We start from the raw sequence: 20393 nt of genomic DNA, 5'->3' as shown, positions 1-20393 counted from the left end.
CAATGCTTGCCAATAAGGCAGCGCGACCTAGCGCGCGAGAAAAGTCGGGATGGTGTCATGTTGGACGGGATCGACTTCGAACCCGTGTTCTTCGCCCCGTTTGTCTCGTCCGTGATGACGGTCGAGCCGGTCTGGGTGGATTATGACGGGCAGCTGAATTCGGCATATTACAGCCTGCTGTTCGACCGCGCGGTCGACGAGGCGGTGTTCCTGGTCGGGCTCGGGCCGCATCTCGCGGACACCCGCAGCTCCTCCTTCTTCACCGCGGAGTCGCATCAGCGCTTCCTGCGCGGACTGCGCGCCGGACATGAGGTGCGGGTGACCCTGCGCCTCGTCAATTACGACGAAAAGCGCATGCACCTGTTCCAGGAGATGCACCATGCCCGCGAGGGATGGACGGCGGCGACCTGCGAGCAGATCGCGCTGCATGTGGAAACCGGCACCCGCCGCGCCACCCCCTTCCCGGACGAGGTGCTTGAGCGCCTCGCGCTGATGAAGGCGGCCCACGGCGCCCTGCCGCAGCCCGAGGGGCTCGGCCGGCCGGTGAACATGCCGATCCGCCTCTCCTGAGGCGGCGATGATCGGCCGGCGACACCTCGTCCGGCCGTTCCTCAACGTCAGGCCTTGCGCGATTTGCAGGCCAGCCATGAATGCGCGTCTCTTCTTGTGCGGTGCGAAAGGTTTATGCTGCAGAGCATAATCACCTTGCTCCTCGAAGGAGACACCTCATGGCCACCGCTTCTTTCGCCATCGCCGCCCCCGCCCAGCCGGCCGTCGCCGCCAAGGCCTCGACCGCCGCCAAGGCTTCGACCAAGGCTCCCGCCCGGAGCCTTTTCGCCCGCATCATCGACCGGCTGATCGCCGCCCGCGCCGCGCAGGCCCGCCTCGAGATCGCCCGCCACGCCCATATCGCCAGGTTCGACGCCCGCTCGGCCGCGATGCTGGAACTCTCTTCCCGCGACTGATCACGCCCGGCCGGCGCGCTCGACGCCCGCCGGTTCAGCGCTTCGGGCGCCCGGCGCCGGCGGAGAGCTCCAGCGTCGTCCAGCCCTCAATGGTGCGGCGGCGCTTCAGGTAGAGCCCCTGCGCGCGATAGGCGGCGAGCGCCGCATTCGCATGCGAGGGCAGCAGCCCCGACAGCACCACCGTGCCGCCGCGCGCCACCAGCGGGCGCAGCGGTTTGGCGATGCCCTTGAGCGGCGCCAGCAATATGTTGGCGAGGATCAGGTCGTAGGGCCGCCGCATGCGGAAATCCCGCGCCCCGAGGCCGGGCGCGTGCACGAAGCGGATGAACGGCGCCGCATGGTTGGCGCGCGCATTCTCCCGCGCCGTCGCCACCGCCACCCGGTCGATATCGCTGGCCAGGACCGGCGTGCGGAACAGCAGCGCCGCCCCCATGGCCAGCACCCCGGTGCCGGTGCCGACATCGAGCGTGCGCGCCGGCCGCCTTTTCTTCCCATAGGCGTGGACGGCGGCGAGGCAGCCCTTGGTGGTGCCGTGATGACCGGTGCCGAAGGCCAGCGCCGCCTCGATCTCGATGCCGATGCGGCTGCCGCCGCCGGCCCGGTCGCGGTCATGCGAGCCATGCACCACGAAGCGGCCGATCGCCACCGGCGCCAGCCCTTCCAGCGAGGCGGCGACCCAGTCCTTCTTGTCCAGCAGCGAGAATACCGCCGCCTGCGCCGCCGCCGGCGAGACCAGGGCGATCAGCTCGCGCACCCCTTCCTCGTACGGCTCCTCGGAAAAATACACCTCGACCGCCCAGCCGGAGCCCTCCGCCCGGTCCTCGACCTCGAAGGCGGAAGTGGCGACCTCGGCGGGATCGAAGCTCTCGCCGAGGAATTCGGCGATGGCGCGCGCCTCCTGCTCGGGCGCATCGACGCGCATCACATGCGACGCGCCGTTGGGCGGAAGTCCTTCGAGCATGGCGGCCTCGCATGCGGAAACTGACGCGCGCTGTGTACGAAAGCCCGCGGCGGAAGGCCAGAGGTTTGGCGGAGCGATAGGCGCGCACCAGTGCCTCGTCGCGGCGGCTGGAGATCGGCCTCGTGGAAGGAGGCCGGCTCGGCACGGCCCGTGCCGGAACGGATCGTGGTTTGGGAGCCCAAGCCTCACCTCCCGCCAGGGCGATGCTAACCGCCCGCTCAGCGTCCGACCGCCCTCACACTCCCTCGACGTAATTGTCCAGCACCCGCTTCTCGCCGGCCTTGTCGAACTGCACGGTGAGCTTGTTGCCTTCCACCGCCGTCACCTCGCCATAGCCGAACTTCTGGTGGAACACCCGCTCACCGGTCGAGAATCGCGATTCCGGGCCGGCGGAACTCGCCACCAGCTGGCCCTCGATCACCCGTCCGCCGCGGCTCCCGCCTCCATAGCCCCCACCTCCGTGGCGCACGGCGCCTTCCGAGAAGCCGCCGAACTGGCCGTCGCGCTTCGCTCCGGACGGGCTGGCCCCAGACGGGCTGGCATTGTTCTGCCGGGCATTGGTCTGCGCCCGCTGCCAGCCGGGCGTCGAATAGGAGGAGCCGAAGGTCTGCGCCTCGTCGAAGCGGCTCGGGCCGTAGCCGTAGCGCCCGGCGCTGCTGGCGCCGCCCCAGCCATTGCCGCCGCGCGATTCCGTCACCTCGACATGCGCCTCCGGCAATTCATCGAGGAAGCGGCTCGGCACGCTCGATTGCCACAGCCCGTGGATGCGCCGGTTGGAGGCGAAGAACACCTTGGCGAAGCGCCGCGCGCGGGTGATGCCGACATAGGCGAGCCGCCGCTCCTCCTCCAGCCCGGCGCGCCCCTGCTCGTCGAGCGCGCGCTGGTGCGGGAACAGCCCTTCCTCCCAGCCGGGCAGGAATACCACATCGAATTCCAGACCCTTGGCGGAATGCAGCGTCATGATGCTGACCGCGTCGCCGCCGCCGGAGCCCTCGGCGTCCATCACCAGCGAGATGTGCTCGAGGAAGCCGACCAGGTTCTCGAACGGCTCCATCGAGCGCACGAGCTCCTTGAGGTTCTCCAGCCGCCCGGCGGCATCGGCGGAGCGGTCCTTCTGCCACATCTCGGTATAGCCGGACTCGTCGAGCACGATCTCGGCAAGCTCGCTCTGCGGCATCTGCGCCATCTGCCCGGCCCAGCGGTCGAACGAAGCGACGAGGTCGCGCAGGGTGAGCCGCACCTTGGGCTTCAGCTCCTCGCTGCCGACCAATTGGCGCGCGGCCTCGATGAGCGGCACGCCGACCGCGCGGGCATGGTCGTGGATCTGCCGGAGCGCCGCGTCGCCGAGCCCGCGCTTGGGCACGTTGACGATGCGCTCGAAGGCGAGGTCGTCCGCCGGCGAAGCGATGACGCGGAGGTACGCCAGCGCGTCGCGGATCTCGGCGCGCTCGTAGAAGCGCGGGCCGCCGATGACGCGGTAGTTCAGCCCCAGCGTGACGAAGCGGTCCTCGAACTCGCGCATCTGGAACGAGGCGCGCACCAGGATGGCCATCTGCGACAGCGCCCGGCCCTGCCGCTGCAGCTGCTCGATCTCCTCGCCGATGGCGCGGGCCTCTTCCTGGCTGTCCCAGGCGCCGGTCACCGTCACCTTCTCGCCGGCCTCGCCCTCGGAGAACAGCGTCTTGCCGAGCCGGCCCTCATTATGGGCGATGAGGAAGGCGGCGGCGCCGAGGATGTGGCCGGTGGAGCGGTAATTGCGCTCCAGCCGCACCACCGTGGCGCCGGGAAAATCGCTGTCGAAGCGCAGGATGTTGTCCACCTCGGCGCCGCGCCAGCCATAGATCGACTGGTCGTCGTCGCCGACGCAGCAGACATTGTGCGAGCCCTGCGCCAACAGGCGCAGCCACAGATATTGCGCGACGTTGGTGTCCTGGTATTCGTCGACCAGGATGTAGCGGAAGCGCCGGTGATATTCGGCGAGCACGTCCGGGTTCTCGCGCAGCAGCCGGATGCTCTCCAGCAGCAGGTCGCCGAAATCCACCGCGTTCAGCGCCTTCAGCCGCGCCTGGTAGGCGGCATAGAGCTTCTGCCCGCGGCCGTTGGCGAACGCCGCGCCCTCGCCGGCCGAGACCTGGTCGGGGGTGAGGCCGCGATTCTTCCAGCCGTCGATGGTGTTGGCCAGGAGCCGCGCCGGCCAGCGCTTCTCGTCAATCTGCTCGGCCTGAAGCAGCTGCTTCAGCAGCCGGATCTGGTCGTCGGTGTCGAGAATGGTGAAGCCGCTCTTCAGCCCGACCAGTTCCGCGTGCCGGCGCAGCATGCGCACGCCGATCGAGTGGAAGGTGCCGAGCCAGGGCATGCCCTCCACCTGCTCGCCGACCATGGCGCCGATGCGGTCCTTCATCTCCCGCGCCGCCTTGTTGGTGAAGGTCACGGCGAGGATCTGCGAGGGATAGGCGAGGCCGAGCGAGAGGATATGGGCGATGCGGGTGGTCAGCACCCGCGTCTTGCCGGTGCCGGCGCCGGCGAGCACCAGGACCGGGCCTTCCGTCGCCTCCACCGCCGCGCGCTGCTCGGGGTTCAGCCCGTCGAGATAGGCGCCCCCCGCCCGCGCCGGGCCCGGCATCGCGGCGGCGCTGGCGCGCGCGGCAATGCCGCCGGGGCGCGGCTGGTGCGCGGGGGCCGGCAGGTCGAAGGGGATGTCGGACGGATCGTCGTCCGAATGATTCCAGGGGTTGGCCAAGGGCCCGCTCTTGTCCGTCACGGCTGGTTGTCAGTCGTCGCGACTGATTCTTGCGTGAACAAAATGGCACCGGCATGCCCGTTTGGCGAGGCCGGGCGGAATCTTCCGGCTCAGGGGCGCGGCAGCACCATGATCGAGGGCGAATCCGGCGGCGGGCGGGAGCCGAACCATTTGCGGTAGATCGCCTCCATCTCGCCATTGCCCTTGATCCTGGCCAGCGCCGCGTCGAAGCGTTCGGTCCAGGGCGACTGCGCGTGCAGCATGATCGCGTAGCGGTCATGGGTCGGAAGCCGGGCGATGACCGCGAGATCGCGACTCGACAGCAATTCGTAGAGCAGTGCCGGCTCGTCGCCGAAATAGGCGGAGACCTCGCCCCGGCGCAGCAGCTCGATCGCCTCCTCCATGCCGTCGACATAGTGGATCGAGCGGATCGCGTAGCGATGCCTGTTGGCTTCGAGCCAATCGTCATTGGTCGACCCCCGGGTGGTCGCGACCGTCGCGCCGGCGAGACCCGCGAGGTCCCGCACACTGGAGGTCTTGAGCGTCACCACCGCCTGCGAGGTCATGTAGTAGGGCTGGGTGAAATCGAAGCGGCTCGACCGCTCCGGCGTCACGGTGATGCTGCTGATCACCGCATCGACCTCATGGTTGCCCAGCGCGTCGAACAACCCGCGGAAGCTCATCGGGATCATCGCCAGATCGACGCCGAGCTGGCCCTCGAGCGCCTGGATCATGTCGACCTCGAAGCCGACATATTCCCCCGCCGGGCTGCGGAATTCCCACGGCCTGTTGTCGTGATGGATGCCGATCCGCAGCAGGGTCGCCGATGCCGGGGAAACCGACAGCAGCACGGCCAGCGCCGCGCATGCGCCGCACCACGCCAGCAAATGCCGAGCCGTCCCGATCATTGGCTGGACTCCACGCGACGGGCGGCAAGATTGACGTACCGAGGGATCGGGCCGATGCTGGCTCAATCGTTCCATTTCGTCCAGCCGGTTCTCCAAATATGTCCTACGGACTCTTCACGATGACCGCGCTGGCCGGCGCGCTCTACGTCCTGCTGCCCGGCCCGGCCTTCCTGGCGCTGTTCTCGCTGTCGGCCGCGCAGGGGCGCGGCGCCGGGGCGCGCTTCGTCAGCGGCCACCTCATCGGCGATCTGTTCTGGGGAACGTTGGCCTTCGCCGCCATCATCGGCGTCAACCAGCTCGGGCCGACGCTGTTCGACCTGCTCGGCATCGCCTGCGGCCTCTATCTGTGCTGGCTGGGCTTCAAGGCGCTGACCTCGAGGGGCAGCGCGGGAGCGCCGATCGGCGCCGGGCGGCCGCTCATCACCGGCGTGCTGTTCGGGCTCACCAATCCCAAGGCCTATCCGGTATCGGTGGCCATGTTCACGGCGCTGACCGCCAGCTATGCCGGCAGCCTGTCGTGGTCGGACGCGCCCGTGCTGATGGCGGCGGCGTTCATCGGCTTCATCGCCGCCGACCTCGTGCTGATATGGGCCGCCGGCCTTGCCCCGGTGCGGCGCATGTTCACGCGCCACGGCACCCTCATCACCCGGCTCGTGGGCGTGATGTTCATCGCCTTCGGCGCCAAGTCGCTGTGGGACGCCGGCCGCTCCATGAGCGCACGCGCCTGACCTTCCCGGCGCGTGCCGTACCCCTGACGAGTGCCTTCATGTTCGAATCGAAATTCCAGTCCTTCGCCGATGCGGCGGCACCCGAGCGCGGTGCCGTCCATCTCGCCCTGCTGCGTGCCGAGCTCGACCGGCGCGGATTGGACGGGCTCGTCGTGCCCCGCGCGGATGCGCACCAGAACGAATATGTTCCGCCCTGCGACGAGCGGCTCGCCTGGCTCACCGGCTTCACCGGCTCGGCCGGCATCGCGCTGGTGCTGCGCGACGAGGCGGCGCTGGTGGTCGACGGGCGCTACACGCTGCAGGCGGCGGCGCAGGCCGATCCCGGCTCCTACACCGTGGTGCCGCTGGCCGAGACTAGTCCGGAGAAGTGGCTGGAGGCGCATCTGCCGGCCGGCGCCCGCCTCGGCTACGACCCGTGGCTGATCACCGTCGACAGCCTCGACCGGCTGCGCAAGGCGGCGGCCGCCGCCGACGCCGTGCTGGTGGCGGTCGACGGCAACCCGATCGACGCCGTCTGGGCCGACCGCCCCGCCGCTCCCACCGCGCCGGTGCTGCTGCGCGACGCCGCGCTGGCCGGCGAGGACACCGCCTCCAAGCTCGCGCGCATCCGCGAGAAGCTCGGGGCGGAAAAGCTCGACGCCACCGTGCTCTCCGATCCGCATGCGGTGGCCTGGACCTTCAACATACGCGGCGGCGATGTCGGCTTCACGCCGCTGCCGCTCGCCTGGGCGATCGTGCCGCGCGAGGGCCGCCCGACGCTGTTCGTCGACGCCCGCAAGCTCTCCAACGCCGTGCGCGACGCCCTCGCCCGGCATGCCGAGATCGCCGAGCCGGTGCTGCTGGAGCGTGCGCTCGAGCTCGTCGCCAAAGACGCCACCGTGCGGCTCGACCAGGCGACCGCCCCGGCGCTGCTCGCCGCCCGCATCGAGGCCGCCGGCGGGCGGGTCTCGCGCGGGCCGAGCCCGGTCGCCCTGATGCAGGCGGCCAAGAACGAGGCCGAGCTCGCCGGCATGCGCGCCGCCCATATCCGCGACGGCGCGGCGCTCACCCGCTTCCTCGCCTGGTTCGACGCCGAAGCGCCGAAGGGCGAATTGACCGAGATCGACGTGGTCTGCGCGCTGGAGACGTTCCGCCGCGAGACCGGGCTGCTGAAGGACCTGTCCTTCCCCAGCATCGCCGGCGCCGGCCCCAACGGCGCGCTGCCGCATTACCGGGTGAGCGCCGCCAGCAACCGCCGCCTCGGCGAGGGCGAATTGTTCGTCATCGATTCCGGCGGCCAGTACGAGGACGGCACCACCGACGTCACCCGCACCCTGCCGGTCGGCACGCCCGGCGACGAGATGCGCGACCGCTATACCCGCGTGCTCAAGGGCCACATCGCGGTCGCCCGCGCCGTGTTCCCGAAAGGCACCTCCGGCGCCCAGCTCGATCCTTTCGCCCGCCAGTTCCTGTGGGCGGCCGGGCTCGATTTCGACCACGGCACCGGCCACGGCGTCGGCGCCTATCTCTCGGTGCACGAGGGGCCGGCGCGCATCTCCAAGCTCGGCACCGTGCCGCTGGAAGCCGGCATGGTGCTGTCCGACGAGCCGGGCTTCTACAAGCAGGGCGCCTACGGCATAAGGCTGGAAAACCTGATCGTGGTGCGCCCGGAGCCGATGCCGCCCGGCGGCGAGCGCGAGCTGTTCGCCTTCGAGACCATCACCTTCGCCCCGTTCGACGCACGGCTGATCGACGCCGTGCTGATGACCGACGAGGAGATCGCCTGGCTGGACGACTACCATGCCCGCGTGCGCGAGGTGATCGGCCCGCTGGTGGAGGGCGAGGTCGCCGACTGGCTGATCCAGGCCACAGCGCCGCTTCAGGGCTGAGGCCGCCGGCATAGGCCGCTGGGTGGCGAGCCGCACCGCACGCAAGACCTCCTGCGCCGCAGCATTATTCGCCGTGAATTCGCGACCATCATCGCAGCGGATGCCGCTCGACGGTTGAATGGAACCATCGCACCGGCCCGGCGTTCTCCTCGTAACCCAAGTCTACGGGACGCATGGAGACGCCAGCATGACCACTATTCTTCTCGTTATCCTGATTCTGATCCTGGTGGGCGCGCTGCCGAGCTGGGGTTACAGCCGCAGTTGGGGTTACGGCCCGAGCGGGCTTGTCACAATCCTGGTCGTCATCCTGATCGTGATGATGCTTACCGGCCGCGTCTAGAGCGTTTTCTACCGAAGTGGAAACCGGTTCGCGTGAGGAAAACGCGTCAACACGATGATCTGCAGCCTTTCCGGTGAACCGGATTCACCGGAAAGGCTGCAGTCGTCGATCCGCGCGCCGCCGGCCTGGTGCCGGGTTTGGGAGCCGGTTGCCTCCACCCCGCCCCCGCAAGGTGGAAGCACGCGGCTCAAGCGCCGCTGACGGGCGTCCAGCTCCCCCGGCTGGGCGCCCGTCGTCATTCCAGCACGGCAGCGTTGAGACTTGGCAGGCGTGGCGGCCGAGGTGTGACGGCCGAGGCTTTGGCGCCACTAGGCCCCGATACGCAAAACCGGATGAGGCTTGCGGGCGGCCCCGCTCCGGCCGTTGAATCCCGCGCCCTTCCTCAGAGGTTCTGGCGATCCCACTCGTCGGCGACGGCGGCGGCGGTCTTCAGGGTGGCGCCGGCGAATTCCAGCGCCGCCATCATCGTCGCCTGCACGCTGGCGGCCGGCACCTCGGTGCCGCCGAAGGACAGGTCCCGCGTGGCGGCGGCGTCATGCGCCAGCGTGACCTCGTAGCCGAGATCCAGCGCCGCCCGCGTCGCCGCGTCGACGCACATGTGGCTCATCGCCCCGACGATCACCAGCTTCGCGGCGCCGTGACGCTTCAGCACCGCGTCGAGATCGGTGTGCAGGAAGGCGTTGACGTCCTGCTTCACCACCACCGGCTCGCCCGCCTGCGGGCTTACCGATGCGTGGATGTCCGCCCCTTCGGTACCGCTGCCGAAGAAGGAGGCGTCCGGGGACGGGTCTTCGTGACGGACATGTACCACCGCAACTCCGTTCCGACGGGCTGCGTCGAGAAGCCCGGCCGCCTGCCGCGCCGCCGCCTCGGTGCCGACCAGCGGATATTTGCCGGCGGGAAAATAATCGTTCTGCAGATCGATGATGAGAAGCGCGGTGTCGGTCACGGGAAACTCCAGGATGATCGCCTATCGTCAGGCGGCGCGACGGAAGCGCCTTGCCTCTTTGCCTCTTTGCCGCCTCGCCTCTTGCCGCCATGCCCCTTGCCGCCATGCCCCTTGTCGGCCGGCGAGGGCTGCACCGTCAGCCGGCCGCAGCCAGCGCCAGCCACTCGTCCTCGGTGAGCACCGCGACGCCGAGGTCGCGCGCCTTGGCGAGCTTGGAGCCGGCATCGGCGCCGGCCACCACGTAATCGGTCTTCTTCGACACCGAGCCGGCTACCTTGGCGCCGAGCCGCTCGGCCATCGCCTTGGCCTCGTCGCGGGTCATCTTCTCCAGCGCCCCGGTGAAGACCACCGTCTTGCCGGCCACGGCGCTAGCCGCAGTGGACGGCACGTCCTCGGGGGGCGCCACCGTCACCTCGGCCAGCAATTCGTCCAGCAGGCGGCGATTATGCTCCTCGGCGTAGAACTCGCACAGCGAGGTCGCCGCCACCTCGCCGACATCCGGCACGGCGGCGAGGGCGAGGAAATCCTCGCCCGGCATCTGTCGGCGTGCCTCGTCGAGGGCAGTGAGGATGTCGGCCTCAAGCCCGTAGGTCTCGCGGATCGCCACGCGCTGGCGCGCATTGAGCGCCGCGCGCGTGAACACCTCGCGCACCGCCGCCTCGGGCGCGGCCGCCGGATCCAGATCCGCCGTCGCGAGCGCAACGGCCTCTGCCCGTTTATGGCCGACCGACGGCACGGCGAGCAGCCGTATCCACGCCTCGCCCGGCCGCCCCGGCAGCGCCCCCTCCAGCGCCGCGCGCAGGGCTTCCACGCTGCGATAGGTCTTGGCGAGCGCCTTGGCCGTCACCTCGCCGACATGGCGAATGCCGAGCCCGTAGACGAAGCGCGCCAACGGCACCTCGCGGCGCTCGTCGATCGAGGCGAACAGCTTGTCGACGCCGAGGAACTGCCGCTCCTCCTCGCTGAGCACCTTTTTGCGCGCCTGCCCGCTCTCGATCTCGCGCTGGCGGGCGCGTTCCTCGCGCTGGGCGAGGAAGGCCTTGCGCACCTCCTCGCCGCGCGCATGCAGCCGGAAGATGTCGGCCGGCGTGCGCAACAGCCCGGCATCGAACAGCGTCTGCACGTTCTCATCGCCGAGCCCCTCGATGTCGAGGGCGTCGCGGGCAACGAAATGGCGGATGCGCTCCACCGCCTGCGCCGGGCAGATCAGGCCGCCGGTGCAGCGGCGCACCGATTCGCCCTCCTCGCGCACCGCATGCGAGCCGCAGGCCGGGCACAGATGCGGAAATACGTAGCGCACCGCCTCCGGCGGCCGCTTCTCGATGAGCACGTCGACCACCTGCGGGATGACGTCGCCGGCCCGCTGGATGGTGACGAAATCGCCGATGCGGATGTCGACCGGTCTGTTGTCGACCGCGCCGCGGATCGGCATTCCGTCGCTGCCGATGCCGGCAATGTAATCTTCGTTGTGCAGCGTGGCGTTCGACACGACGACACCGCCCACGGTGATGGGCGCGAGGCGGGCGACCGGGGTGAGCGCGCCGGTGCGCCCGACCTGAATCTCGATGTCGAGAAGCTGCGTCACCGCCTTCTGCGCCGGGAATTTATGCGCGATCGCCCAGCGCGGCGCACGCGAGACGAAACCGAGCTCCGCCTGATAGTCGAGCCGGTCTACCTTGTAGACCACGCCGTCTATGTCATAGCCGAGGGTGGCCCGCCTCTCCCCAATCATGCGGTAATGCGCCAGCAGTTCCTCCGCCGAATGGCAGCGCACGGTCAGCTTGTTGGTCGGCAGCCCCCAGCGTGCGAACGCCTCGATCACGCCGAACTGCGTGTCGGCCGGCAGGCCGCCCGGCGTCACCTCGCCCCAGGCATAGGCGAAGAAGCGCAGCGGCCGGCTGGCGGTGATCTTCGGGTCGAGCTGGCGCAGGCTGCCGGCCGCGGCGTTGCGCGGATTGGCGAACAGCGGCTTGCCCGCCTCCTGCTGGCGCGCGTTCAGCGCCGCGAAGTCGGCATGGCCCATATAGACCTCGCCGCGCACCTCGAACACCTCGGGGATCTCGAACATGTCGCGGCCTTCGAGCCGCTCGGGGATTTCCCCGATGGTGCGCACATTGGCGGTGACATCCTCGCCCTCGGAGCCGTCGCCGCGGGTGGCGGCCTGCCTGAGCACGCCCTTCTCGTAGCGCAGCGAGCAGGACAGGCCGTCGATCTTCGGCTCGGCGGTCAGGACGAGGTCGGCATCGGCGGCGAGATTGAGGAAGCGGCGGATGCGGGCGACGAATTCCTCGACATCCTCGTCGGCGAAGGCATTGCCGAGCGAGAGCATCGGCACCTTGTGCCGGATCTTGGCGAATTTCGACGACGGCGCGGTGCCAACCTTCTCCGACAGGCTGTCAATGCCTTTCAGCTCGGGAAAGGCCGCCTCGATGGCGTCATAGCGGCGGCGCAGCGCGTCGTAATCGGCATCGGAGACGCTGGGGGCGTCGTCCTGATAATAGCGCCTGTCATGGCCGGCGATCTCCTCGCCGAGCCGTGCATGTTCCCTGGCCGCCTCGTCGGCGGTCAGCTTGTCGACGTCGATATCGGAGGCGCGTGGGGTCATGCAGGCTATTTAACGGATTCGGCGCTTTTCAGCAGCCGCTCGGCGGCGGCGCGGGCCTCCGAGGTGATCTCGGCGCCGGAAAGCATGCGGGCGATCTCCTCGCGCCGGTGGTCGGGGGCGAGCGGGGCGACATGGGTGGCGACGCGGTCGCGCTCGGCGGTCATCTCCTTGGCGATGCGGTAATGGTTGGCCGCGCGGGCCGCCACCTGCGGCGCATGGGTGACCGCGATCACCTGTGCCTTCGCCCCGAGCCGGGCGAGCCGGGCGCCGATGGCATCCGCCACCGCGCCGCCCACCCCGGTGTCGATCTCGTCGAACACCAGCGTCGGCGCCGAGCCCTTGTCGGCCAGCACCACCTTGAGGGCGAGCAGGAAGCGGGCGAGCTCGCCGCCCGACGCCACCTTCATCATCGGGCCGGGACGGGTGCCGGGATTGGTGCGCACCCAGAACTCGACCCGGTCGTAGCCGTCGGCCTGACCATACACCTCATCGGTCTGAATATCGGTGGTGAATTGCGCCCGCTCCAGCTTCAGCGGCGGCAGCTCGGCATTCACCGCCGCGTCGAGATCGGCGGCGGCGCGGTGGCGCCTTTCCGAGAGGTCGCGGGCGGCGGCGCGATAGGCCGCCTCCGCCTCGGTGGCCCGCGCCCGCAGCACGAGGAGCGCCTGCGCGCCATGGTCGAGGGCGTCCAGCTTGTCGGCGAACCGCGCCGCGATCTGCGGCAGGTCGTCGACGCGACAGCTATATTTGCGGCCGGCGGCGCGCAGGGCGAACAGCCGCTCCTCGATCCGCTCCAGCTCGTGCGGGTCGAAATCCGCCGCCTCCAGGGCGGCATCCAGCAGCGTGCGCGCCAGTTCCAGCGCGTTGAGCGCCTGGTCGATGGCCTCCACCGCCGGGCGCACCAACGCTTCCGCCTCGCCCGCCCGCCGCTCCAGCCGGCGCACGGCGGCGGCCAGCGCCGGCACCGGCGAGCCGGCCCCGCCGACGGCCTCCTGCGCCTCCGAGAGGTCGGACGCGATCTTCTCGTAGCGCATCATCTCCGAGCGACGGGTGGCGAGCCGCTCCTCCTCGCCGGGTTCCGGACCCAGCGCGGCAAGCTCCTCGGCCGCGTGGCGGAGGAAATCGGCCTCGCGCGCGGCCTCGTCGAGCCGGGCCTGCTCGGCGCGCAGCTCCTCCGTGAACGCGCGCCAGCGCCGCCACAGCACGCCAACCTCCGCCGCGAAAACGTTAAGCCCGCCAAAGGCATCGAGCAGCAGGCGGTGCGAAGAGGGGTCGACCAGCGCCCGGTCGTCATGCTGGCCGTGGATCTCGACGAGGCCGCGCCCGAGCGCCCGCAGCATCTGCGCGCTCACCGACTGGTCGTTGACGAAGGCCCGCGTGCGCCCGTCGGCGTGCTGGATGCGGCGCAGCACCAGCGCGCCCTCGTCGGCGATCCCCGCCTCCGTCAGTATCGCCCGCGCCGGATGGTCGAGGGGAAGGTCGAATTCCGCCGTCACCTGCCCCTGGCCGGCGCCCTGGCGCACCAGCGAGCCGTCGCCGCGCCCGCCGAGCGCAAGGGTGAAGGCGTCGAGCAGGATGGACTTGCCGGCACCGGTCTCGCCGGTGAGCACGGTGAGACCGGGCTCGAAGGCGAGGTCGAGCCGCTCGATGAGAACGATGTCCCTGATCGCCAGGGCGGCCAGCATGCGTCAGCTCCGAAGCGAATCCTGCAGGCGGGTCTGCCGCCGGCGCCCGGTTGGTTCTAGAGCATTTTCGCGCCCGCTTCACGCGGCCCGACGAGGATGCCGCCCGAAAACGTGCCGCCGGGAGACGGCACGCGCGGCCGGCTCAGCCGAGCTTGAAGCCCTGGAACGCCTTGGCGATCCAGGACTGGTCGTTCATCTGCGGGCTGACGCCGCGCGACTGCACCAGCTTGAACGCGTCCTTGTACCAGCTGCTTTCCGGGAAATTATAGCCCAGCACCGCCGCCGAGGTCTGCGCCTCGTTCACCACGCCCAGCGCCATATAGGCCTCGGTCAGGCGATACAGCGCCTCCTCGACATGGCGGGTGGTCTGGTAGCGGGTGACGACGACCTTGAACCGGTTGATGGCGCCGGCATAGTTGCGCTGCTCGAGATAATAGCGCCCGATCATCATCTCCTTGCCGGCGAGTTGGTCGCGCGCGACCTCGAGCTTCTTCTTGGCGCTGACCGCATATTCCGTGTCGGGATATTTGCGGATCACCTCGTCCAGCGAATCCATCGCGCGCTGGGTGCGGGTCTGGTCGCGGGAAATGTCGGGAATGAGATCGAAATTGGAAGCCGCGACCAGATATTGCGCATAGGCGGCGTCGGCCGCGCCGGGATGCAGGGCGAGGTAGCGCTTGGCGGCGCCGATACACTCGTCATAATTGCCCTGCGAGTAGTTGATATAGGCGATCATCAGCATCGCCTTGCGCGCCCAGTCCGAATAGGGGTGCTGGCGGTCGACGTCCTCGAAGCGCTTCAGCGCCTCGTTGTAATCCTCCTTCTGCAGGAGGGTCAGGCCTTCATTGTAGCGCTGCTCGGCCGGCACGTCGGGAATGACCAGCTCTTCTTCCTTGGTGTCGAAGAGACCGGCGCAGCCGGCCATCGGCAGGGCGGCAAGGGCCAGCGCGAAGAGGCGGGCGGCGCAGGCAATTCGCGGCGCCGGCGAATTGCGACCGGCGAGATGGAGAAGACGCATCACAGGTTTCGATCCCGATCCGGAGCCAGCGCTCCCTGCCACGGCCGCTGCCCGGCACCCAAATTCCCTGACTAGCCGCTATAGCGGCTTTCCGACCGGATTATGGCGACTGGGATGCCAGGGGCAATATGCCGGGGATAAGCGGCGTGACGAAAGGAGAGGAAGTTCGGCAGGCAGGGCACGGCGCACCGCCACAGGGTCCCCGCGCCAGCGGCAATCCCGCGCGGGCAGGCAATCCCTCAGAGCTCCGGCGCGTAGGCCGGCACCGCCACCGCGACGCCGAACCCGGCGGTGCCGCGCAGGGCGCGACGGCTGGGCAGGCGGGCCTCGACGATCTCATAGGCCGAACGGTCGGCGAGAAGCGCGTCGACCACGGCGAAATTCAACTTGTGGCCGCCGCGATAGGAGCGGTAGCGGGCCATCAGCGGCATGCCGCCGAGGGCGAGATCGCCGAGGGCGTCGAGCGCCTTGTGACGGACGAACTCGTCGGACCAGCGCAGCCCGTTCTCATTCACCACCCCGTCCTCGCCGACGCAGATCGTGTTGTCGAGCGAGGCGCCGAGCGCATAGCCGGCCTGCCACAGGCGGTTCACGTCGCTGAGGAAGCCGAAGGTGCGGGCCGGCGCAAGGTCCTTGCGGAACACTTCCGGCGACACGGTCGCGGCGTAGCGCTGGCGGCCGATGGCGGCGTGGTCGAACTCGATCTCGACCTCGAGCCGGAAGCCCATGTCATAGGGGGACAGCTCGCCGAAGCCGTTCTCGGTCTCGACCCGGATGGTTTTGAGAACCTTGAGATAGCGGCGGGCGTGGCCGGTCTCGACGATGCCGGCATGGTCGATGGCGGTGACGAAGAGGTCGGCGCTGCCGTCGAGGATCGGAACCTCCGGCCCGTCGATCTCGACGGTGGCGTTGTCGATGCCGAGGCCGGCGAAACAGGCGAGCAGGTGCTCGACGGTGGAAACTGCCGGGCCTTCCTCGTCGCGCAGCACGGTGGCGAGATCGCTGCCGCGCACCGCGCCATGGGAGGCGCGCACGGACTGGGAACTGTCGGAGCGGTAGAAAACGATGCCGGTGTCGGCCGAGGCGGGGGCAATGGTCATACGCGCCGTCTTGCCGGAATGGACGCCGACGCCGGTGAAGGCGACGCGATCGGCAAGAGTGGTTTGACTTACTGCATTCATTCGCAATCCCAAAAGCGCGTCAGAGGCGTCGCGCTTTCCCCTTACTTCCCCGATACAGACACAATCCGCCGCCAGTGTTTTTTGCCGAGACGCGAATCTCCCCGGCGGCCTGTTGTTGATTGCACGATAGTCAGCACCCCGGCGCATGCCAAATCACGCTTGCTTACCGTCTGTTACCGTCCTGCAATACACCCGGGATGGGAAATAAAGCCTTAAAATCAAAGGAAAGCGCCCGAACCTTGCGGTCCGGGCGCTGCACTGCGTTAAGACTTTCTTAACACGCCCCTCGCGGGAGCGCGGTACCGCCGCCGCCCTCAGCCCTGACGGCGCAGGAAGGCCGGGATGTCGAGGTGGTCGTCCTCGGCCGGGCGCGCCGCCTGCGGCCGGCCATGGGCGTCGAGCGGACGCTGGGCCGGGCGCTTGGCGAATTCGGACGCCTCGGGACGACGCTCGGCGAGCGCGCGCTCCTCGGCATGGGCGGGCTGCTGCGGCGCGCGGCGCACCATCGGGCGCATGTCCGCCGGCGGGTCCACCTCTTCCTCGTCGTCGCGACGGCCGAGGCCGACATTGGCGAGGCGCTGGAGCAGCGTCATGCGCTTCTTCTCGGCATGCTGGTGCTCGGTCGGCTCGCCGCGGGCCGCGCGGATCTGGTTCTGCGCCGGCATCGGCAGTTCCTCGACGCGCGGCATGCGGGGCATGCGCGGCTCGGGGCGCTCGGCCTGCGGCGGGATGAACGGCTCGATCGGCTCGTCCTGATAGTCGTACGGCGCCGGCTGCGGCTGCTCCTGCTCGACATAGAGCTGCGGCTTGGGCGGCAGCGGGCGGATGGTGACGTCGTCGATGGCGGCGGCCGGCATCTGCGCCTGCGGCGCATAGGCGGTCTCGGCGGCATAGACGTGCTCGCCGGCGCTCTGCGCGGCGAAGGCGGGCTCGTAGGCCGGCTCTTCGGTCAGCGCGGAGGCGACCGAGCGCAGGGCGGCGTCGCGGCGCGCCTCCACGGCGGCGCGGCCGGCATTGGACATGCGGCGCCCGCCGATATCGGCGAGGTTGGAGAAGCTGTGCGGGATCTGCTCCGGGATGACCGCCGGGTCGATCCCGGTCGCCACCACCGACACCCGGATGAGGCCGTCCAGCGTGTCGTCGAAGGTGGCGCCGAGGATGATGTTGGCGTCGGGATCGACTTCCTCGCGGATGCGGGTCGCCGCCTCGTCGACCTCGAACAGGGTGAGGTCCTTGCCACCGGTGATCGAGATCAGCAGGCCGCGGGCGCCGCGCATCGACACTTCGTCGAGCAGCGGGTTGGCGATCGCCGCCTCGGCGGCGTGCAGGGCGCGCTTCTCGCCGGAGGCCTCGCCGGTGCCCATCATCGCCTTGCCCATCTCGCGCATCACGGCGCGGACGTCGGCGAAGTCGAGATTGATCAGGCCTTCCTTCACCATCAGGTCGGTGATGCAGGCGACGCCCGAATACAGCACCTGGTCCGCCATCGCGAAGGCGTCGGCGAAGGTGGTCTTCTCGTTGGCGACCCGGAACAGGTTCTGGTTCGGGATGACGATGAGGGTGTCGACGCCCTTCTGCAGCTCGGCGATGCCCATCTCGCCGATGCGCATGCGGCGCTGGCCCTCGAAGTGGAAGGGCTTGGTGACGACGCCGACGGTCAGGATGCCGAGCTCGCGGGCGGCGCGGGCGATGACCGGAGCGGCGCCGGTGCCGGTGCCGCCGCCCATGCCGGCGGTGATGAACACCATGTGTGCGCCGGCAAGGTGGTCGCGGATCTCGTCCAGCGCCTCCTCGGCGGCGGCGCGGCCGACTTCCGGCTGCGAGCCGGCGCCGAGGCCCTCGGTGACCGCCACGCCCATCTGCACGATGCGCTCGGCCTTGGACAGGGACAGTGCCTGCGCGTCGGTATTGGCCACCACGAAATCCACGCCCGACAGGCCCGCGGTGATCATGTTGTTGACGGCGTTGCCGCCGGCGCCGCCGACGCCGAAGACGGTGATCCGGGGGCGCAGCTCGCGCATGTCAGGCACCTGGAGATTGATGGTCATTGCTTGTGTCCCCTAACGCCGGCGGGCACGCGTCCCGTCTCGATCACTGTGGTGCCGGTTCCGCCGGCGCGGATTTGATGAACCATTTTCAGAAAGCCTCCCGGAGCCAGTGGCCGACGCGGGAGAAATACCCGTCGGCCTCCGCATGGGAGACGCGCCGGCGACGCGCCTCGAAATGCTCGAGACCCGCCACCTGCGGATAGACGAGGAGGCCGGCGGCAACCGCGAAGGGAGCCCCCCGCACCGCCTCCGGCAGCCGCGAGATGCCGAGCGGACGGCCGACCCGCACCAGCGAGCCGACCTGCGGCCCGAGGATCTTGCCCACCAGCTCGGCATGGCCGGTAAGCTGGCTGGCGCCGCCGGTCAGCACGATGCGGCGACCGGCATCGGCGGCGTGGCCGGAGGCGATCAGCCGGTCGCGGATCAACTCGACGATCTCCTCCACCCGCGGCCGGATGATGTGCAGCAGCCGCGACTTCGGCACCGTGCGCGGCAGGTCGCGCTGGTCCTCGGAGATCGCCGGCACGGTGAGCATCTCGCGCTCGTCGGCGCCCACCGCCATCACCCCGCCATGCAGGCTCTTCAGCCGCTCGGCATCGGCGAGGCGGGTGGACAGGCCGCGCGCCACGTCGTTGGTGATGTGCTGGCCGCCGACGGCGATGCCGTCGACATGCACGCAATGGCCGTTCACCACCACGGCGACGGTGGTGGTGCCGGCGCCGAAATCGATCAGCGTGGTGCCGAGCTCGGCCTCGTCGTCGGCCAGGGTCGACAGCGCCGCCGCATAGGGCGCGGCGACCATCGCCTCGACGCCGAGATGGCAGCGCTCGACGCAGAGCAGCAGGTTGCGCACCGCCGAGGCCTCGGCGGAGACCACGTGCAGGTCGACGCCGAGGCGCCGGCCGAGCATGCCGCGCGGCTCGGCGATGCCGCCGACGCCGTCGAGCGCGTAGCTCACCGGCAGCGCGTGCAGGATGGCGCGGCCGTCGCCGACCGCGAAGGTCGAGGCGGCGTCGAGCACCCGGCGGATGTCGCCCTCGGCGACCGCCGGCTCCGGCAGGTCGACCTCGGCGTTGAAATGCTCGGAGGCGAGCCGCCCGCCGGCCATGGAGACGATGACCGAGGCGATCTGCGCGCCGGCCATGCGCTCGGCGGCGTCCACCGCCCGGCGGATGGCATGCTCGGCGCGCTCCATGTCGGCGACGGTGCCGCCCTTGATGCCGTGCGCGCTGGTATGGCCGACGCCCAGCACCTCGATGGCGTGGGTGCGGCGGCGCAGGCTCATCGAGGCGTCGCGCGGCTTCAGCCGGGCGATCAGGCAGACGATCTTGGAGGTGCCGACCTCCAGCACCCCCACCACGCCGGAGCGGCGCGGCGGCAGCGGCCGCATCTTCGGGGCGATCTCGAACGGAGCGCGCGACCTCATGTGTTGCCCGCCTTCTTGGGAGTCTTGGCCTTGATATCCGCCTGGCGCGCCTCATAGGCGGCGTCGGACAGGCGCACCGACACGCGGTCGGCCAGGCGCAGGTCGATCACGGTCACGTCGCGGGTGAGCAGCTGCTTGTCGCGATCGAGCACCGCGAGGTTCTGCAGCGCGTCGGCCATGCCCTTTTCCGGCAGGCGCACGTCGATGCCGTTGCGCATCTTCAGCGTCCAGCGGCGGTCGGCGACGCGAATCGCCGCGCGCACCTTGTCACGCACGCCCGGCACCAGGCTGAGCGCCTCGACGATCTCGGTGACGTGGTTCTGCGCCCCGTCGCCGACGACGATCGGCAGGCGGATGTAGCGCGGGTCGTCGGAATACGGGGCGATGACGGTGCCGTCGCGGGCGATGACGTTGATCTTGCCGTCCTTCTGCCAGAGGGCGAAGCCCTCGCGTTCCACCACCTGGATGTCGAGGCGGTCGGGATAGAGCTTCTGCACCGTTGCGCGCTTGATCCAGGCCAGTTCCTCGAGCCGCATCCGCGCCGCCTCGGCATCGAGCATCAGCAGCGAGGAGGTCGGCTTGACGCCGGCGGTGGCGAGGATGTCGCCGGGGGTGACGTGGTTCTGGCCGGACAGGTTGATGTTGCGAATCTTGAAGCCGGCGAGATTGGCGGCAGCGTCGGTCATGTCGCGCACCGTCTCGATCGCCTCCGGCATGTGGCCGCCCTGCTGCAGGCCATAGGCGCCGGTCGCCGCGAACAGCGCCGCCACCAGCCAGGTGCCGGCGCCGCAGGTCATCGCCCGCGACGCGGACAGGCCGACCAGCATCCGCTTGCCGCCGATGATCGCCCGGTTCACGAAGCGCACGCGTCCGCCGCCCGCATCCGACGGGGAAACCGTCATGCGATTCGGCCTGCCGCCGCGCCCCTGCCCCGCTATGGCCCCGCCCGTGCTTTTCCCCCCGGGCTTGCG

Annotated in this window: 16 protein-coding genes; 5 read left to right on the top strand and 11 right to left on the bottom strand. The window is 69.8% G+C overall.

The annotated features are described in order from the left end of the window. The first annotated feature begins 57 nt into the window (after positions 1–57). A complete protein-coding gene (locus AC1RU4_RS02560) occupies positions 58–570 on the top strand; it encodes a thioesterase family protein (protein WP_492889450.1) in 513 nt (170 codons plus the stop codon). Between the two features lie 158 nt (positions 571–728). Then, complete coding sequence (locus AC1RU4_RS02555) at positions 729–965, top strand: hypothetical protein (RefSeq protein ID WP_492889449.1); 237 nt, start codon at positions 729–731, stop codon at positions 963–965. A gap of 34 nt (positions 966–999) precedes the next feature. Here the strand turns inward: AC1RU4_RS02555 and AC1RU4_RS02550 are convergent, their stop codons facing one another. The 3 genes from AC1RU4_RS02550 to AC1RU4_RS02540 form a co-directional block, all read right to left on the bottom strand. After that, entirely contained in the window at positions 1000–1926 is a 927-nt protein-coding gene (locus AC1RU4_RS02550; protein WP_492889448.1) for a 50S ribosomal protein L11 methyltransferase, read from the bottom strand. A 235-nt stretch (positions 1927–2161) separates the two neighbouring features. Continuing rightward, the gene (locus AC1RU4_RS02545; RefSeq protein ID WP_492889447.1) at positions 2162–4666 is read right to left on the bottom strand and encodes an ATP-dependent helicase; all 2505 of its coding nucleotides are present in this window, start codon (positions 4664–4666) and stop codon (positions 2162–2164) included. Positions 4667–4776: 110 nt separating this feature from the next. After that, the gene (locus tag AC1RU4_RS02540; RefSeq protein WP_492889446.1) at positions 4777–5574 is read right to left on the bottom strand and encodes a substrate-binding periplasmic protein; all 798 of its coding nucleotides are present in this window, start codon (positions 5572–5574) and stop codon (positions 4777–4779) included. 98 nt (positions 5575–5672) lie between these two features. Here AC1RU4_RS02540 and AC1RU4_RS02535 point away from each other — a divergent pair, with 98 nt between their 5' ends. The 3 genes from AC1RU4_RS02535 to AC1RU4_RS02525 all read left to right on the top strand — a co-directional run bounded on the left by AC1RU4_RS02535 (position 5673) and on the right by AC1RU4_RS02525 (position 8510). Further along, positions 5673–6302, top strand: a complete 630-nt coding sequence (locus AC1RU4_RS02535; protein ID WP_492889445.1) for a LysE family translocator — start codon at positions 5673–5675, stop codon at positions 6300–6302. Between the two features lie 38 nt (positions 6303–6340). Further along, positions 6341–8170: an aminopeptidase P family protein gene (locus tag AC1RU4_RS02530; RefSeq protein ID WP_492889444.1), complete on the top strand. Its 1830-nt coding sequence runs from the start codon at positions 6341–6343 to the stop codon at positions 8168–8170. A gap of 187 nt (positions 8171–8357) precedes the next feature. Beyond that, positions 8358–8510, top strand: a complete 153-nt coding sequence (locus AC1RU4_RS02525) for a DUF3309 domain-containing protein (RefSeq protein ID WP_492889443.1) — start codon at positions 8358–8360, stop codon at positions 8508–8510. A gap of 382 nt (positions 8511–8892) precedes the next feature. Here AC1RU4_RS02525 and AC1RU4_RS02520 read toward each other — a convergent pair whose 3' ends face one another. The 8 genes from AC1RU4_RS02520 to AC1RU4_RS02485 all read right to left on the bottom strand — a co-directional run bounded on the left by AC1RU4_RS02520 (position 8893) and on the right by AC1RU4_RS02485 (position 20324). Beyond that, positions 8893–9459, bottom strand: coding sequence for a cysteine hydrolase family protein (locus AC1RU4_RS02520; protein ID WP_492889442.1), 567 nt, complete (start codon positions 9457–9459; stop codon positions 8893–8895). Positions 9460–9595: 136 nt separating this feature from the next. After that, positions 9596–12064, bottom strand: a complete 2469-nt coding sequence (ligA, locus tag AC1RU4_RS02515) for an NAD-dependent DNA ligase LigA (RefSeq protein WP_492889441.1) — start codon at positions 12062–12064, stop codon at positions 9596–9598. A 5-nt stretch (positions 12065–12069) separates the two neighbouring features. Beyond that, positions 12070–13749, bottom strand: coding sequence for a DNA repair protein RecN (recN, locus tag AC1RU4_RS02510; protein ID WP_492889440.1), 1680 nt, complete (start codon positions 13747–13749; stop codon positions 12070–12072). Between the two features lie 142 nt (positions 13750–13891). Further along, positions 13892–14767 (bottom strand): outer membrane protein assembly factor BamD, encoded by an 876-nt coding sequence (locus AC1RU4_RS02505; RefSeq protein ID WP_492889439.1) that lies wholly within the window; start codon positions 14765–14767, stop codon positions 13892–13894. A 239-nt stretch (positions 14768–15006) separates the two neighbouring features. Next, entirely contained in the window at positions 15007–15948 is a 942-nt protein-coding gene (lpxC, locus tag AC1RU4_RS02500; protein WP_492889438.1) for a UDP-3-O-acyl-N-acetylglucosamine deacetylase, read from the bottom strand. Between the two features lie 314 nt (positions 15949–16262). Then, the gene (ftsZ, locus tag AC1RU4_RS02495) at positions 16263–17996 is read right to left on the bottom strand and encodes a cell division protein FtsZ (protein ID WP_492889437.1); all 1734 of its coding nucleotides are present in this window, start codon (positions 17994–17996) and stop codon (positions 16263–16265) included. A gap of 88 nt (positions 17997–18084) precedes the next feature. Further along, positions 18085–19422 carry a cell division protein FtsA gene (gene ftsA / locus AC1RU4_RS02490; RefSeq protein ID WP_492889436.1) on the bottom strand — a complete coding sequence of 446 codons (1338 nt, stop codon included), beginning with the start codon at positions 19420–19422 and terminating at the stop codon, positions 18085–18087. Beyond that, positions 19419–20324 carry a cell division protein FtsQ/DivIB gene (locus AC1RU4_RS02485; protein ID WP_492889435.1) on the bottom strand — a complete coding sequence of 302 codons (906 nt, stop codon included), beginning with the start codon at positions 20322–20324 and terminating at the stop codon, positions 19419–19421. The genes ftsA and AC1RU4_RS02485 overlap by 4 nt, the downstream gene beginning before the upstream one ends. Between the last annotated feature and the right edge of the window lie 69 nt (positions 20325–20393).

This window comes from Ancylobacter sp. GW821-FHT10E12 (assembly GCF_058809335.1).
The sequence above is the reverse complement of the archived record's forward strand: the minus strand, read 5'-3'. Positions and strand labels throughout refer to the sequence as shown.

What these genes read in the sequence shown, in the direction of transcription:
- AC1RU4_RS02560 (WP_492889450.1), top strand. Translation starts at nt 58, where the DNA reads ATGTTGGACGGGATCGACTTCGAACCCGTGTTCTTCGCCCCGTTTGTC.
- AC1RU4_RS02555 (WP_492889449.1), top strand. Translation starts at nt 729, where the DNA reads ATGGCCACCGCTTCTTTCGCCATCGCCGCCCCCGCCCAGCCGGCCGTC.
- AC1RU4_RS02550 (WP_492889448.1), bottom strand. Translation starts at nt 1,926, where the DNA reads ATGCTCGAAGGACTTCCGCCCAACGGCGCGTCGCATGTGATGCGCGTC.
- AC1RU4_RS02540 (WP_492889446.1), bottom strand. Translation starts at nt 5,574, where the DNA reads ATGATCGGGACGGCTCGGCATTTGCTGGCGTGGTGCGGCGCATGCGCG.
- AC1RU4_RS02535 (WP_492889445.1), top strand. Translation starts at nt 5,673, where the DNA reads ATGTCCTACGGACTCTTCACGATGACCGCGCTGGCCGGCGCGCTCTAC.
- AC1RU4_RS02530 (WP_492889444.1), top strand. Translation starts at nt 6,341, where the DNA reads ATGTTCGAATCGAAATTCCAGTCCTTCGCCGATGCGGCGGCACCCGAG.
- AC1RU4_RS02525 (WP_492889443.1), top strand. Translation starts at nt 8,358, where the DNA reads ATGACCACTATTCTTCTCGTTATCCTGATTCTGATCCTGGTGGGCGCG.
- ligA (WP_492889441.1), bottom strand. Translation starts at nt 12,064, where the DNA reads ATGACCCCACGCGCCTCCGATATCGACGTCGACAAGCTGACCGCCGAC.
- recN (WP_492889440.1), bottom strand. Translation starts at nt 13,749, where the DNA reads ATGCTGGCCGCCCTGGCGATCAGGGACATCGTTCTCATCGAGCGGCTC.
- AC1RU4_RS02505 (WP_492889439.1), bottom strand. Translation starts at nt 14,767, where the DNA reads ATGCGTCTTCTCCATCTCGCCGGTCGCAATTCGCCGGCGCCGCGAATT.
- lpxC (WP_492889438.1), bottom strand. Translation starts at nt 15,948, where the DNA reads ATGAATGCAGTAAGTCAAACCACTCTTGCCGATCGCGTCGCCTTCACC.
- ftsZ (WP_492889437.1), bottom strand. Translation starts at nt 17,996, where the DNA reads ATGACCATCAATCTCCAGGTGCCTGACATGCGCGAGCTGCGCCCCCGG.
- ftsA (WP_492889436.1), bottom strand. Translation starts at nt 19,422, where the DNA reads ATGAGGTCGCGCGCTCCGTTCGAGATCGCCCCGAAGATGCGGCCGCTG.
- AC1RU4_RS02485 (WP_492889435.1), bottom strand. Translation starts at nt 20,324, where the DNA reads ATGACGGTTTCCCCGTCGGATGCGGGCGGCGGACGCGTGCGCTTCGTG.